This is a genomic window from Pedobacter sp. Hv1 (assembly GCF_001412215.1).
In the GTDB taxonomy this organism is placed as follows: domain Bacteria; phylum Bacteroidota; class Bacteroidia; order Sphingobacteriales; family Sphingobacteriaceae; genus Pedobacter.
In genome coordinates this window covers 188562-202999 of record NZ_LLWP01000012.1, presented here as the reverse complement: position 1 = coordinate 202999, position 14438 = coordinate 188562, and the positions used below count along the sequence as shown (strand labels likewise).

15 protein-coding genes are annotated in these 14438 nt (G+C 37.3%); 6 read left to right on the top strand and 9 right to left on the bottom strand.

The genetic code is table 11. From position 1 onward, the window contains the following. Positions 1-71: 71 nt before the first annotated feature. The 6 genes from AQF98_RS21080 to AQF98_RS21055 all read right to left on the bottom strand — a co-directional run bounded on the left by AQF98_RS21080 (position 72) and on the right by AQF98_RS21055 (position 5546). Complete coding sequence (locus AQF98_RS21080) at positions 72-695, bottom strand: hypothetical protein (RefSeq protein ID WP_055133947.1); 624 nt, start codon at positions 693-695, stop codon at positions 72-74. A gap of 176 nt (positions 696-871) precedes the next feature. Further along, positions 872-1675, bottom strand: a complete 804-nt coding sequence (locus tag AQF98_RS21075) for a DUF6597 domain-containing transcriptional factor (RefSeq protein ID WP_055133946.1) — start codon at positions 1673-1675, stop codon at positions 872-874. Next, complete coding sequence (locus AQF98_RS21070) at positions 1657-2610, bottom strand: hypothetical protein (protein ID WP_055133945.1); 954 nt, start codon at positions 2608-2610, stop codon at positions 1657-1659. The genes AQF98_RS21075 and AQF98_RS21070 overlap by 19 nt, the downstream gene beginning before the upstream one ends. Before the next feature lie 2 nt (positions 2611-2612). After that, positions 2613-3125, bottom strand: coding sequence for a GNAT family N-acetyltransferase (locus AQF98_RS21065; protein ID WP_055133944.1), 513 nt, complete (start codon positions 3123-3125; stop codon positions 2613-2615). A 61-nt stretch (positions 3126-3186) separates the two neighbouring features. Continuing rightward, a complete protein-coding gene (locus tag AQF98_RS21060; protein WP_055133943.1) occupies positions 3187-4785 on the bottom strand; it encodes an ABC-F family ATP-binding cassette domain-containing protein in 1599 nt (532 codons plus the stop codon). A gap of 185 nt (positions 4786-4970) precedes the next feature. Next, entirely contained in the window at positions 4971-5546 is a 576-nt protein-coding gene (locus AQF98_RS21055) for a hypothetical protein (protein WP_152969779.1), read from the bottom strand. Between the two features lie 143 nt (positions 5547-5689). Here AQF98_RS21055 and AQF98_RS21050 point away from each other — a divergent pair, with 143 nt between their 5' ends. The 3 genes from AQF98_RS21050 to AQF98_RS21040 are packed head-to-tail and all read left to right on the top strand — an operon-like array spanning position 5690 to position 7570. Continuing rightward, on the top strand, positions 5690-6532 hold the full coding sequence (locus tag AQF98_RS21050) for an alpha/beta fold hydrolase (RefSeq protein ID WP_055133941.1): 843 nt from the start codon (positions 5690-5692) through the stop codon (positions 6530-6532). Then, positions 6529-7014 carry an RNA polymerase sigma factor gene (locus AQF98_RS21045; RefSeq protein ID WP_055133940.1) on the top strand — a complete coding sequence of 162 codons (486 nt, stop codon included), beginning with the start codon at positions 6529-6531 and terminating at the stop codon, positions 7012-7014. The genes AQF98_RS21050 and AQF98_RS21045 overlap by 4 nt, the downstream gene beginning before the upstream one ends. After that, positions 7001-7570: a hypothetical protein gene (locus AQF98_RS21040; RefSeq protein WP_055133939.1), complete on the top strand. Its 570-nt coding sequence runs from the start codon at positions 7001-7003 to the stop codon at positions 7568-7570. The genes AQF98_RS21045 and AQF98_RS21040 overlap by 14 nt, the downstream gene beginning before the upstream one ends. A 45-nt stretch (positions 7571-7615) precedes the next feature. Here the strand turns inward: AQF98_RS21040 and AQF98_RS21035 are convergent, their stop codons facing one another. Beyond that, entirely contained in the window at positions 7616-8725 is a 1110-nt protein-coding gene (locus AQF98_RS21035; protein WP_235524279.1) for a zinc-binding alcohol dehydrogenase family protein, read from the bottom strand. A gap of 32 nt (positions 8726-8757) precedes the next feature. Here AQF98_RS21035 and AQF98_RS21030 point away from each other — a divergent pair, with 32 nt between their 5' ends. Continuing rightward, on the top strand, positions 8758-9606 hold the full coding sequence (locus tag AQF98_RS21030) for a helix-turn-helix domain-containing protein (protein WP_055133938.1): 849 nt from the start codon (positions 8758-8760) through the stop codon (positions 9604-9606). Positions 9607-9666: 60 nt separating this feature from the next. Here AQF98_RS21030 and AQF98_RS21025 read toward each other — a convergent pair whose 3' ends face one another. Beyond that, positions 9667-10197, bottom strand: coding sequence for an outer membrane beta-barrel protein (locus AQF98_RS21025; protein ID WP_055133937.1), 531 nt, complete (start codon positions 10195-10197; stop codon positions 9667-9669). A 51-nt stretch (positions 10198-10248) separates the two neighbouring features. Further along, on the bottom strand, positions 10249-12729 hold the full coding sequence (locus AQF98_RS21020; protein ID WP_082435217.1) for a mechanosensitive ion channel family protein: 2481 nt from the start codon (positions 12727-12729) through the stop codon (positions 10249-10251). Between the two features lie 124 nt (positions 12730-12853). Here AQF98_RS21020 and AQF98_RS21015 point away from each other — a divergent pair, with 124 nt between their 5' ends. Both AQF98_RS21015 and AQF98_RS21010 read left to right on the top strand, forming a co-directional pair. Beyond that, positions 12854-13696: a hypothetical protein gene (locus AQF98_RS21015; RefSeq protein WP_055133936.1), complete on the top strand. Its 843-nt coding sequence runs from the start codon at positions 12854-12856 to the stop codon at positions 13694-13696. 34 nt (positions 13697-13730) lie between these two features. Next, positions 13731-14414: a hypothetical protein gene (locus tag AQF98_RS21010; protein WP_152969778.1), complete on the top strand. Its 684-nt coding sequence runs from the start codon at positions 13731-13733 to the stop codon at positions 14412-14414. The last annotated feature ends 24 nt before the right edge of the window (positions 14415-14438 follow it).

Here is a 14438-nt window from a genome sequence, read left to right as displayed (position 1 = left end):
CCACAAAAAAGCCCCATAGTTATTAAGTATGGAGCCATTGTAATAGAGTATAATTAAAACTAGAAGGAAAATTAGAACAAAAGGTAGATTTTAAAGCTAAGGTTATTGATAAACCCTTGAGTACTCATATTAAAAGTGGTTTGGGTAGTTTTAGAATTATTGTCATAACCAGTATTTTTGTCTTTAGTCTGATTATAAGCTATATTAGCAGATAATAGACTGGTTTCTAATGCTAATCTTTTAGATACAAACCAAGTTACGCCGCCATAAGCGCCTATTGCATATTCATTGCCCGTACTTACTACTCTTGTAACACCCGCCATTTCGGCGCTACTCTCGGTATAAGTATAACCGCCTTTGCCACCAGCATAGGCATATAGGGTTTTTACGATAGGAAAGTATCTTTGATAATTGATATTTCCTCCGTAAATTTTGGACATTTGATTACTAAAACTTGCATATTTTTGCTCGTTTTTACCATAATTTAAGTCTATTCCAAGTTTCACATTCTCTTTGATAAAATGCCCATAACTAAAGCTAAAGAAGTTAGAATTAATCTCATTTTTACCACTTGTGCCAGAAGATTTCTGTGTAAATGAATTGATCCCGAAGCCTAAGGCATTGGTACCTTTTGTTTGGGCGTATCCGCATAGGGATACACAGACGGCAATTGCCGTTAATAATTGTTTTTTCATTTGTGTGTGTGTTTTTGTGTGTGGTATAAATGTATAACTAAACTTTTAATTATAGAAATCTTTTTAACTGTTTTTTCAGTTTTCAATAAAAAAAGAATAGAAATATGCTGTAAAGACCAATAAAATACTCTTTTAGGTTAAACTTTACCCACTCAAAGCATTCATTCCTCTTTAAACTATAAACCAGAAGGAACCTTGCTGGTTAGGTTTTTAGCATCCTTCACAAAATGTGAAAAGTCTGTATAACCAATTTCATCATACACATAATTGCTCCCAAAGCTCTGGTAATGTTTCAATCCATTTTTAAACCGCAATATCTTAAAACATTGTTTGGGCGAAAGACCTAAGATCTCATTAAAATATCGGGTTAATGTTGCACTAGAAACTGCAACCTGTTTACAGATTGTAGCTATCGACATGAGCTCTTTTTCATCGGCCATGACAGCAATCGTTTTTTGTACGATTTTGAGTTTTTTATGTGCATTGATCGCTTCTATTTTACCACTTAAATACACTTCCATTAAGGCGATCCTTTCATTAAAGTCCTTGGCCTTTACAATGGCTTCAATTAAGCTTAATGGTAGGTGATCTGCTAATTCGCTGTGACTGTTGGTCAGCTCAGTTACCCCTATTTTTAAAAACTGCTGTAAAACCCCAGGTTTAAATTTAACTGAAAACTCTTTGGCTCCTACCGCATAAGTGCAGGTAAGCGCATGGCTCAGGTTACCCAATATTTTTGGTCCGATTAAAAGTTCTTCGGTTTGGTTAAAATGTGAGCAATAGCTTTTTGTGGTTGATGTTAATGGAAACGCAATCAGTGTATTTAAACTGGGTAAGGCTACTATTGAAAAAGGTGTAGAGCGGGTGCTTAAATCTAGCTCAAAATAATACTCCACCAGATCAGCTAAACCCACTGCAGGGTAACAGATCTGTAAATAATCGGGCTGGGTCTGTTCAAAAACTACCCTTCCTGTTTCCATAGGTCTCCAAGTAAAACATGCAGATATTGAATACCAATGGCACTGGTAAACATCCTTTCTTTTTTATTCCCTAATAATTGTTGGCTCCAATCTACAAAACCACCATCGCCAATATCAATTTGGGCACCATTTATCTGTATATGCGTTTTGACCTGAAGGCCCTGATAATAATTTTGGGTTGGATTATTGGCTTTAACGCTAATCTCAAATCCTGGCATTTGTGCTTTCAAATGAGCTAAGCAAAACTCCAACATGCGCTCTCCATTGCCATCCAAGTTTAATGGGATGATAGAGAAACTCACTTCTTTACACTGATAAATGTTCTTTAGCAATTGCGCATGTGTAGAAAGATGCTCGTAAAGGGCTAATTTTTCAAATTCAAAACTCCCTGTATCTACCCCTGCAGTTACCAAACAACCAATAGAAAAATGTGGAGTATGCCCTTCTATTTCGGTTAAAGGGGTACGCAAGAGCCTATTTACGGTAGCAAATCTATGGGTACCAAACATCTTCACATTGTTTTTCTTTAAAAAGGCATAATGTAAGGCAAGGCTGTTGGTTGCATCGGCCTGAACTTCACTATTTCTTAAAGCAGTAAGGACTTTTTGTTGATTGGTAATGCCAAAAACCGAACAGGTGCCTAACTGTGCAACAGGAGAAAGTTCTATAGGTTCGAAACGTTGGCTACAGAAAAACTGTAGTGTAGCGAGTTCTTGTGTCTTTAAACGCAATACATTAACCGCAGCGGGCTTAACTAATCTATTTTGAGCATATTGTTTCAATAAGCTGGTAGGTGCCTGTGTGGCCATACGCTGGTTAAACACAGCCAACAACAACGAATTAAGTGCTGTTCCGCTCAACTCTTCTCCCAACAGCTCCATTAATTGGGGATAACCCATCTTGCTGGCAATATGTTCGGCGATGTTTGTACTCATGGTTATAGTTTTTGATGGTTTGGATTGAATATCCGATACAAATGTTCGTCTAAAATCACTTCATTTTTAACAATGGCCGATTTTAAGACTGCCTCTAATGTATAACCTGCTTTTTCTAATACTCGCATAGAGGCTTTATTGGGACTAAAAACCCCTGCAAAAACCCTTAAAACTTGTAGCTCGTTAAAAGCAAAGTCAGTTAAAAGCTGTACCGTTTGGGTTGCATAACCTTTTCCCCAATAAGGTTCGCCAATCCAATAACCTATTTCTGCATTATTGCGGTAAATATCTCCATGTGGTACAACCCTACACACCCCAATAAAGGTTTCATCTACAAAAATGCCAAAAACATGACCCAACACCCCTTGTTTGGCCAAGGCCATAAATTCTTCTGCATTAGCCAAAGCATAAGGGTGTGGAAATACATCTTTAAGATTTTGGGCAATAAGCGGGTTATTCGCCAGTTGTTGTATTGCTATTGTGCTTGCTTCCTGTATTTCTTTTAACGTTACCATACCATCAAAGTTCGGTATAAAACAGAAAAAAACAGGTGTAAAAACCAATCAATTTTAGGCCTTAATTATCTCTTATTGTTACAATTGCATCTGCTACATTGATCTGTTCGAGAAAATGAGCATCATGTGTCACTACAACAAGTGTTCCCTGATATTCGTTAATGGCCGCTGTTAAAATTTCTATGTTCTGCAGATCTAGGTTATTAGTAGGCTCGTCCAATACCATCAGCTCTGGAGCTTGTTGTTGCATAGTCAAAGTACACAACATTAAACGCATCTTCTCGCCCCCACTTAGGGCTGCGCAAGGCTTATCCCAACATGAGCTGTTGAATAGAAAACGGCTTAGTCTGATCTTGATCTCATGTTCTTGTAAAGTCCCTGTATTGTATTTTTGTGCCAGTTCATATACCGTTAGTTGGTCATCAATCAATGAATAATCTTGGTCGATATAAAGTGCATGGATTGCCGTTCGCTCCATTGTGCCAAACCGTGGCTCAATTTTACCCAATATCATTTTGATCAATGTGGTTTTACCCGATCCATTTAAGCCTTTGATCGCAATCCGTTGTCCACTGGTAAGCTGAAAATTAAGTGGTTGTTTCCAAAGCAATTTATCCTCATAGCCAAAATTAATACCCTTTGCTGTAACCAATGGCTTCCCCCTAAACAAGCGAGTATAGACCAAATCCAATTTCATTTGATCTTTATCGGGTAAGGCACTGCGCAACCTACTCAGTTCTTGTGTCAAATTGCCAACTTTTTCTGCATGTACTCCTTTCATTTTCGAGGTACTCCGTTCTGCACTGTTTCTCAAACTATTCATTACAATGGTGGGCATTCCCGCTTTCTCTTGCTTCTTTTTACCACGCGAATCTAATTTTTGCTGCCGCTCTAAAGCTTCCCTTTCAGTTTCTTTGGCCTTACGAAGTGTTTTTTCTTTGCTTTTGAACTCTTGGTTCAAGGCCTCTTGTTTGATCGTTTTTTGGAGTAGATAAAAATCGTAATTACCGCCATACACTGTGATCCCATTTTTGTTCAGCTCGTATACACTAGCCAACAGGTTGAGTAGTGTGCGATCGTGACTTACCACTACCAATGTTTGTTTGGTAGATTGAATATAGGCATAAAGCTTGTTTCTACTCCAATCATCCAAATGGTTGGTAGGTTCGTCTAACAAAACAAGTTCGGGCTGATGAATGACCATTCCTGTTAAGAAAACCCTGGTTTTTTGCCCTCCACTTAGGGTGCTTAGCTGTTGGTTTAAATCCAATGCTGCTAAGCCCCAATGGGCCATGGCTTCTTTGCAACGCTCTTCAATGGTCCAATCGTCATCAAGCAATTCCATATTTTCGAGAGTCGCATTTCCAGCTAAAATTTCGGTCAATGCCTGGAGCTTATCGTCAACCTGTAAGGCTTGTGCAATGGTAAAGCCATTAAACTGTCCAAAAAGTTGCGGTACTACATATGCTTTCGACTTTGCTTTTACAACTCCGGTTAAAGGGCACAGTTGGCCTGATAATATTTTTAAAAGGGTAGATTTTCCAACACCATTGGCACCAATAAGTGCAATTTTATCGTGTGGATTAACCACTAAGTTTAACGAAGTAAACAATGCATCTTTATTGGGATGCAGATAAGTAATATCTTGAAGAATTAACATGATTTCTTTTTTAAGTGTGAATAATGATAGGGAACTCAGCAAGCTGGCCCTATTTATTTTTACCGAAAGAAATCAGATCCTACATGGTTGGTGGTTTTGTTTACGAATGCAAAAATAAGAAAAATTTTGTTTTGCGTAAAACCCATAGTTTGCGTAGACACAAACCATGGGTTTAGGCAAAATTGTTAAAGGATATAACTAAACCCAATTCTTCCAGAAATTGGCTGTAATTTCACTTCATCAAAATCAGTGGTCAGCATAGGGCCCAGTTGAAGTTCAAAATTGACTTTCCGGCCTAAGCTTCGCTGAATTCCCCAAAATGCCGCTAAGCCCATACCACCCTTTTGACGGGTATTTTTTTCGATGATCGCCTTGGTTGAACCTCCAATCTCAGCACCAAAAAAGTTAGTTGAGTTGTTTCTTGTTTCACGGCCTTTTTTGGCCCTTTGCTCTAATTTATAGTAATTCCTAAAGCCTACATAAGCAGAAGGGCTCATGCTAAAGGCCCATTTACTGCCAGCCCAATTGTTATAGGAATAAGAAATCCCTGAACCCAGACCAATACCTCCATAAACTGTTGTAGAAGTAGATACAAGCTGCTCACGCTCGTAGAAAATCCCCAACAGGGCCAGTTTAATTTTATTTAAGCTTTGGATGGGTTTAGCCACTTGTGTAGTGTCTTGTGCATTTGCTTTTTGAATGGAAGAAATAAAAAGCAGCATAAATCCGATCGAGTAAACATGTTTCAAAAGATTTTTCATAGTGTTGTTTTTTTAAGAAATTGATGTTGTTTTAAACAAGACGATCAATGTTCTATTTTGGTTGCAACGTTGTTGCAAAAAAAATCAAAAAATAATAGGTAACATTTTTTTATGAATGTATCTAAAGGCGAAAAAAAAAGAATATGAAAACAATTAAAATTTTTACCTGTATATTTTTTCTCCTTTTAATTACAAAAGTGAGGGCGCAAGAATTTGAAGTAACCGTTACTGGAAAAGGCAAACCTGTGTTATTATTCCCGGGATTTGCCAATACTGGCGAAGTTTTTAATGGAATAGTTAAAGATCTTTCTGCGCATTATCAAGTGCATACTTTCACCTTTGCTGGTTTTGGTAAAGTGGCTCCCATATCATTTCCTTGGCTTCCAAAAATTAAGGACGCTATAAGTAGGTATGTTCAAACCAATCATTTAAAAAATCCTATACTTATTGGGCATAGTTTGGGTGGGGTATTGGGTTTATGGTTGGCGGCAGATGAGCCGAAAACATTCTCTAAGTTGATTATTATTGATGCATTACCAGCAATGGGGGTATTGATGATACCCAATTACAAAAGCGAGAACATGGTTTACGACAGCCCTTATAACAAACAAATGCTTGCAATGAATGATCAAGACTTTAAGAAAATGACCGAACAAATGGCCCAATCGATGAGCTTGAATAAAGCCGTGCATCAACAATTACGCGATTGGATGATCATGAGCGATAGGAAAACATTCGTTTATGGATATGTAGATCTGTTGAAGTTAGACCTTAGAGACAAACTTTCAAACATCGTTATTCCAGTAAGTATTTTGGCAGCTACCCAACCTTACGGAAAGTCTGTTGTAGAAACTAATTATAAAGGACAGTATAAAAATTTGAAGAACTATACCTTAAATTTCGCTGAAAACGCTGGTCATTTTATCATGTATGATCAACCTGAATGGTTTTTAAAAACGATCAAATCTGAACTTCAAATTAAATGATCCCCGAACAAGAATTTGAGACCATATATGAGGAGAATTACCATAAGGTGATCGGTCTTTGCTTGGGCTATGTAAATGGTGATGAAGACATGGCAAGAGACCTGACCCAAGAAGTTTTTATCAAGGTTTGGCAGAACCTCAAGATGTTCAGAAACGAGGCCAGCATATCTACATGGATCTATCGGATTGCTGTAAATACCTGTTTTCAACAATTAAGGAAGAAAAAGCCTTTGCCATTAAAAGTAGATGTAGTAGACGAAATTGGGGAAGAAAAATTCTCTAATGAAAGACGTTACCAAAACATGTATGCCTGCATCAATCAGTTATCGGCAGTTAATAAAAGTATTATTCTATTGGAACTGCAAGATATGCCTCAAAAAGAGATTTCGAATATCATCGGGATCTCTTATGAAGCGTTAAGAATTAGACTGCATCGGATCAAGAACCAATTATCTAAATGTGTAAAAAATGAACGACTTTAACGATATCAAATCTGAATGGGTACAAAGGAACATTCCTGAATTACCAAAAAATGGTTATAAAAACATCATTAAAAACAGCCTTTACCTTAAAAGGAAACAGCGCTATGGTCAGATCGTGCTTATCGTCACGGTGATTATTCTGATCTGTTTCTTCATCTACATTTCTGGCTTTAAAAATGCACAGCTCAGTTTAGGAATGTCATTGATGGTCGGTAGCCTATTGTTTAGGGTTGTTGTAGAGTTCTTTTCTCAAACCAAACTCAATAGTTTGGCACCCACACTTCAAGTTAAAGCGTTCAATGAAAAGATAATGGCCTATTACAAATCAAGATTGGTTATTCATTATTGGTTAACCCCTCTTTCATTTACCAGTTATGTAATTGGCTTTATCATCATGCTTCCCATTTTTAAGCTCCATGTATCTACTGGCCTTTACAATTATATCATTATTTCTTCTATCCTAGTCTTTCTTTTTTTAATTGTACTTATTACTGTTCAAATCAAAAAAGAGCTCAAGGTGATTAACGAAATGAAGAAGGATACACCTATCGAATAATTAATTTATCGCAAGCATTCTAGCTAAAACACTCAACCAATTTTGTTAATACTTAATTACAATCTTGCCAATGGTAGTACCATTTTCTAATTGTTGGTGTGCTTTTTTTAAATTATCAACAGACAATCCGATCAATACTTCTTTCAATGTTGTTTTTAGCACACCTTGGTCTAAAAGATCAGCAACTTGATTAAGAATATGGTGTTGTTCAATCATGTCATCGGTTTCAAAGCTAGATCGGGTGTACATGAACTCCCAAGAGAAGGTTGCACTCTTGTTTTTGAGCTTATTTAAGGCTACTGGCGCAGCAGAACCTGTAATTGAAGCCATGTGTCCTTGTGGTTTAATCAGTTCGGCCATGGCATCCCAATAGAAGTTGGCATCTACAAAATCTAAAATAAAATCTACATACTGAAAACCTGCTTGACGTACCTCGTTTACCAAGTCTTTATGGTTTAATACATAGTCTGCTCCTTGTGCTTTGCACCATGCAATGGTTTCAGGGCGACTAGCTGTAGCAATTACGGTTAGGCCTGCTATTTTTTTAGCCACTTGTATGGCAATAGAACCTACACCACCTGCACCACCAATCATCAATATCGTTTTACCTTTATCCTTTTCATTGATCCGTAAACGATCAAACAAAATCTCCCAAGCAGTAAGCACAGTTAGGGGCATTGCGGCCGCTTCTTCAATACTTAAGTTTTTGGGCTTTTTGCCTACAATACGTTCATCTACCAATTGATATTCTGCATTACATCCCTGCTTGTTGATATCTCCTGCATAATATACCTCATCGCCTACCTTAAACAAGCTTACCTCATCGCCAACAGCGGCTACGGTTCCTACAGCATCCCAGCCAATAATCTTTGGCGTTTCTAATGTGATGTCTTTTGCACTGTTCTGACGTACTTTAAAATCGACAGGGTTTACAGCTATTGCCGTAATTTTCACCAGTAGGTTTCTTCCATTTGCCACTGGTTCTGCAGTTTCAAACGCTATAAAACTATTTTCGGCTGTAATGGGTAACGAGGTGTTAAATCCTATTGCTTTCATTCTATCGATTTTAATATTGTAAATTAACTCTTGTAAGATCGTTCTTCTTAACCATACAAAGATATTTGTAAACACATGAATATGATTGTAGATTTTCATTGTATTTTTGTAAAAATTTATTGCACCTTATCATGAAACGTTTCAACAGTTACCATTCTTTAAATGTATTTAGGTTAACACTTGATCGATGGGAATTTCCGACCCATAATCATAATTTTTACGAGTTCATTTTTATAGAAAAGGGTTGTGGTAAGCACATATTAAATGAGATGTCGTTTAACTACCAAGCAGGCGACGTACTTTTGTTGCGACCAGAAGATGCCCATTACTTTGAGATTGAACAGCATACCGATTTCATTTTTGTTAAGTTTAACGAACAACTTTTTATTGAAAAACTGGAAGGTGGAAAAACAGCCAAGTGGATGGAAGTGATCAAAACCTTGTTGCAAAATCCCTCATCAATTAATGGCAGTTTGGTTACAGATGCTGCAGACAAAACACATCTTCATCAGCTCTTACAAATTTTATTGACCGAGTTTGCCAAAACCTGCGCTTACAGTAGAGAAGTAGTATTAGAACTCTTTGGAGCAGTAATGATGATGGTGGCCAGAAGCCACTCTACCACACAATACGGCGATCAATGCCCAAGTAACACCGAACTCGATAAACTGACCCAAATTTTGGGTTACATTAGGTTACATGCCTTAGATGCTGAAAAAATGCGGATCGAAAACATTGCAGCACATTTTGCCATGTCGGCCAATTACATTAGCATCTATGTTAAAAAACATAGCCAAATTGCCATTCAACAGCACATTATCCAAACCAAATTAAAGTCTGCAGAACAACTGCTCAAAAATGGACGTCAGAACATTAACGAGATTGCAATGAAATTAGGTTTTACAGACGCAAGCCATTTTAACAAGATGTACAAAAAGTATAAAGGGGTTAACCCCAAGTTGGCACGACAAGTAAATTGAAGAGGGTGGATATAATCCCTATCCACCTTCCTAGCCATTAAATTTAGGCTTACACGCTTCTTAAAGCGTAAAGTTATACCCTAATCTAAGCGCTACAAATTTGATATCGTAGATGTCGTCTCTTACATCTGAACTTTGGTATTTTACCCCCAATTCTACCTTTTTGTACACATAGCCCGCACCAATTGCCCAACCAAAAGCCGTTTGGCTACCACTTGCGCTACCACCAGGTCCAGAACCTTTAATGCTATTGAAAGATACCCCTGCTTGGGTGTCGATAATAACATGCCCAAAAGTATACCTATAACCTGTGTAAATTGGGATAGTTGCATAATGGCCACTTACACTTGCAGGCAGGTTTTTTAAGCCAAATTGGTTATAACCAACCTCTAAAGTAATCTGATGAGGATCGGCGCCAAAGCCATACATCCCTTTTATGGTTGCCCCATAGCCTGTGTTTGCAACATCTGCCAATTTTTCGGTCGGGAACGCCGCTCTTGCCCCAATCTGGATGCCGTTATTCCCCTTTTGGGCCTTTGCAAAAGAGAAAATAAGTAATGAAGTACAGAGAAGTAATGTTTTCTTGATCATAAGTTTGAGATTATATTAATTTTTAGATGATTTATGCGTTTTAATGTCCTATTATGTACTCTTCTTCCCATCAGCGCCATGGATATAAATATCTTGCTGTGGCAGCGATAAAACAATTGCATGCTTTGCAAAAACCTTGTTAATACCCACAATCAGATCGCTCTTTACCTCGGCCACATCTTTAAGCTGTTTGGTCCAGTAAAAAAGTTTCATTTCAATACGGTTATCCTTAAAATCTTGAAACAGGACTAAAGGTTCTGGATGGCTAAGCACCCGCTCATCTGTAGCCAGCAACTTCAATAAAATATCCCGAATTTTTTCTAGGTCACTATCATGTGTAAGCTGTAAAACAATAGCTGTTCTTCTTTTATGGGCTCCGGTAGACCAGTTAACCAAGTGCGAATTCAATAAATCGCCATTGGGCATTACAATTTCTGCACCATCATAAGTTGAAATGATACTGCTCCTAAATCCGATAGATTTTACCGTACCATCTTTGCCTGCTATCTCTACCATATCGCCCAGATTTACAGGTTTTTCGAAGGCAATGATCAATCCACTTACCAAATTATTAACCAAAGATTGCAAACCAAAACCAATACCCACACCTAAAGCACCTAAAACAATGGCAATCTTATCCATAGGAATACCTGCCGAAGCAAATGCCAGAAATAGGCCCAATACGATGATCGCAATGCGGATCAACAAGATCCAACTGCCCAAACCCTTTCTGGTATTATGATCTTGTTTAGATGAAGTCCGCTGATCCGTTGCAAAAAAGGAAACCACTTTTGAGACCAGTACAGAAATGGATAAGATCAACACAAACAATAACAAATTATTGATGGTAAAGGTATAACTGCCCAAGGTCCTTTCATCAGAGAAAAACCCTCTCAATGGTTCGATCAAGAATGAATATTCCGGAAAATTCCGTCCAAACAAAATGAACCAACCAATTACCAAAAGCAAGTAGAGTAAAATCGGGGCATCTTGCCCTACACGCTCAAAGTTTACATAAAATAGCTTTTTATCTTGTTTAGTGTAGATACTAAAGGCCAGCTTTATCCCCTCATTGATCAACCTTACCGTCCATAAAAACATAATGGCAATTACCACATTCAGGTAGCCCGCAACCAATAAGGCCTTCGCAAAATTATAGCTGCCAAATACGTTTGCAATTAGCGAGATCAACTCCAAAAAGAACATTAAACCGATAGAATAAAGGATCAGTTTTTCTTTTAATTCGTTTCTTTTCCCTGTTTTAAATACAATCAGCCCTGTAATAACCCCCATTAGTGCCAGTACAATCATTAACCATCTTTCTAGCCTTGTAGCTTGAAGGATCAGATTGTCTAAAGCAGCGAGCATAAAGAGCGACAAAAGTAAGAGCCACACCATCATCCAATATTTAGTAATGAAGCCCCTAAATAAAATACTGAGCGATAAGGCCGAAACAACCCAGAAGATAAGACTAAATATAAAAGGCGATGAGCCAAACAAAAACTGAGAAAGATTGGTAATGATTACCAAAGCCGATAAAAATGGATAACGCAACACCAACTGCCCTTCCAAGTCATCTTTTAATAGTTCTCTTTCCTCATACATCTTTTTCAACGACCGCAAATAGGTAAAGCAGATGATAAAAAGTAAAAGTGTACAGCCTATAATGGTTACATTGCTTTGAACAAAGTACAACAGGTTTAGTTTTCCTTTGGCTATAGCTTGTTTAAAGATCTGATCAATTGGCCTAAAATAACCCGTCGATTCCCAAATATTGGCAAACTCTTTTTTAGAAAGCTGACCTGATATGCCTTTTAAATATAGATTGGCCTCGTCATGACTATTTTCTAGCTTAAAAAGCTCTAAATTGGTTTGGTTTTGCAAAAGTTGGGTACTAGAGATGGCCTTAGTTAAAGCACTATCTATTGGCGTAACCTCGTAGGCCAATACCCTAAGACCCTGCATATATTTGGAGAGCTGTACAGAATCTGTTGGAAACTCAAAGAGTTCCTTTATACTAGAAAGCGAATCTAATTTATATTTCAGATTGCTCAACTGCTGTTTATGGTTGTCTAAACTATTTTTTTGGCTCTGTCCTCTTTTTAACAAAGCCGATAATATTTTGGAAGTTGCCGTTAGGTTTCTATAAGTATGTGCTGTTCCTGTATTGTTAAATACGCCATCACCAGCAATTTCGGCATCTGCCTGAATTGATAACAATTCCTTTTGGGCCTGAACCGTATCAATGCTTGTTTTCAGGTATAACTTGGCTTTTTGCAGTATTTTTTTGATCTCTACAAACACCTGTTCTTGCACCAGTTGGGTTTTATCGGCTTTAAAATCGGCGGCACTTTGTTGGGCAGATCTTTTTGCAAATTCTTGCATCCGCTCTACAAAACTTTTTTTTAAAGTGCTTGAATCTATTTGTTTAACCTTGCTATTTTGTTGTCCATAAGAACTTACAGCTATACCAACAAGTATACAGATTAAAGGAATTTTTAATAAATATTTGTACCCTGAAAAAAAGTTCATTTCAAAAATGTAAACCCCAAATTAACCCATCGTGAATAAACTAAAAATATAAAAATATTTCCAAATAGGCTAAATAATTACGCTTATAAGTATTATTTTTATCTAAAAGTTAAAAAATACCATTATGAAAAAACTAATCCTCTCACTCCTAATCTCTCTATTTTCCATAACCTTATGGGCACAAGCACCTGAAAAAGTTGATGTCATTTTAAAAGTAAATGGCGATGAAATGAAGGGCAAGATTACTAAGATCAACGATGTAGACCTGACGTTTATCTATAGTGGCGAAACATTAGAGTATACTATCAAAAAATCAGATATCTTAAAGATTGTACATGCTAGCGGAAGAGTTGAGGTGATCAATCAACCTACTTTACCTTCTGAGTCCAGAAAAAATGACCGGGTGGTAATGAATGGCTCACCAGCAGACCATCATAACAAGATTGCCATTTTGCCTTTCCATTTTTTAATAGACCATCAGGCAGGTGCCGAAGAAGTTGGTTATAAAGCACAACAAGATACTTATGCTTTTTTATCGCAACATTCTGCAGGTTATACCATTCTCAATCCGATGACCACCAATGCCCTTTTGATCAAAGCAGGTGTAACCAAAGATAAAATGATGGGTTTTACCATGGATGAAATCTGTAATATTTTAGGCGTAGAGTATGTAATAGATGGTACCATTACCCAAAATAAAGGAGTACAAACCAGCTCTACCAGTGACAATGCCAACACCACTATCAAAAAGAAAGACGACAAAAATGTAGTGGGTGTAAAATCTTCTGAATATGCTTACGCCAATTCTGCCCAACGATATGATGTTGCCGTGAATTTGAACATTTACACAGATACCAATGCCAGTATTTACAGTCAGAACCACAAGGCTTTCTTTAGCAGTACAGATGCTTCTTACTCCGCTCCATTAGAGTATCTACTTAAACGTTGCCCATTATATAGAAAATAATTTTTTACTTGTTTTACTCCCTATAACTTAATTGATGATGAAGAAATTTTTTGCTGTTGCCTTATTTGTTGTGTTAAGCAACTTCGCTTTTGCCCAAAAAGACCAAGTTTTGAGTGTGCTCAAAAAGTACAATATCAATGAGCAAGTGCTCGACCCTAATTTAAGAGACAACATAGAAAAGTATGCGTATAATCTACAAAGAACGGTAACACTTTCTGGTAAAGACAAGGTTTATCAATCTAGTTATGATCCTACAAAAGATGAAGCCAATCGTTGGACCTTAAATTCGGTGAATGGTAAAAACCCTTCTAAACACGACATCAAAGCATTTAATGATGAACATGCGATCAAAGTTCATTTTAAAGTAGATGAAAGCACTTATAAAATAGCAAAAGACGATGGAAAGATGGTAGAGGTTACTTATCAATATGATCCTTCGTCTTTGGATTCAGAGCACCAGTTTTTAAAAGATTGTTTGATCACTTTGTCTATCAATGCAAAAACAGGCTTATTGGAAAAATCTGCTGAGCTCAACCTCAAAAACTTAAAGATCAAAATCTTGAAAATTACCAAGTTGACCAGTGATGTAAGTTATGCGTATAACCAGGCCAACAAAAGTTATACTGTGGCGAACGAAACCATTACAGTGGTCATCAAAATGTTGGGCAATGAAATACCAATGATTACCACCAACACTTATACACTAACGACTAAATAGCTTGATGTAAGTTCTCGTTTGTAC

Bases quoted from the DNA above. Each gene is read 5' to 3' on its own strand.
- AQF98_RS21080 (WP_055133947.1), bottom strand. From the start codon at position 695: ATGAAAAAACAATTATTAACGGCAATTGCCGTCTGTGTATCCCTATGC.
- AQF98_RS21075 (WP_055133946.1), bottom strand. From the start codon at position 1,675: ATGGAAACAGGAAGGGTAGTTTTTGAACAGACCCAGCCCGATTATTTA.
- AQF98_RS21070 (WP_055133945.1), bottom strand. From the start codon at position 2,610: ATGAGTACAAACATCGCCGAACATATTGCCAGCAAGATGGGTTATCCC.
- AQF98_RS21065 (WP_055133944.1), bottom strand. From the start codon at position 3,125: ATGGTAACGTTAAAAGAAATACAGGAAGCAAGCACAATAGCAATACAA.
- AQF98_RS21060 (WP_055133943.1), bottom strand. From the start codon at position 4,785: ATGTTAATTCTTCAAGATATTACTTATCTGCATCCCAATAAAGATGCA.
- AQF98_RS21055 (WP_152969779.1), bottom strand. From the start codon at position 5,546: ATGAAAAATCTTTTGAAACATGTTTACTCGATCGGATTTATGCTGCTT.
- AQF98_RS21050 (WP_055133941.1), top strand. From the start codon at position 5,690: ATGAAAACAATTAAAATTTTTACCTGTATATTTTTTCTCCTTTTAATT.
- AQF98_RS21045 (WP_055133940.1), top strand. From the start codon at position 6,529: ATGATCCCCGAACAAGAATTTGAGACCATATATGAGGAGAATTACCAT.
- AQF98_RS21040 (WP_055133939.1), top strand. From the start codon at position 7,001: ATGAACGACTTTAACGATATCAAATCTGAATGGGTACAAAGGAACATT.
- AQF98_RS21035 (WP_235524279.1), bottom strand. From the start codon at position 8,725: ATGAAAATCTACAATCATATTCATGTGTTTACAAATATCTTTGTATGG.
- AQF98_RS21030 (WP_055133938.1), top strand. From the start codon at position 8,758: ATGAAACGTTTCAACAGTTACCATTCTTTAAATGTATTTAGGTTAACA.
- AQF98_RS21025 (WP_055133937.1), bottom strand. From the start codon at position 10,197: ATGATCAAGAAAACATTACTTCTCTGTACTTCATTACTTATTTTCTCT.
- AQF98_RS21020 (WP_082435217.1), bottom strand. From the start codon at position 12,729: ATGAACTTTTTTTCAGGGTACAAATATTTATTAAAAATTCCTTTAATC.
- AQF98_RS21015 (WP_055133936.1), top strand. From the start codon at position 12,854: ATGAAAAAACTAATCCTCTCACTCCTAATCTCTCTATTTTCCATAACC.
- AQF98_RS21010 (WP_152969778.1), top strand. From the start codon at position 13,731: ATGATGAAGAAATTTTTTGCTGTTGCCTTATTTGTTGTGTTAAGCAAC.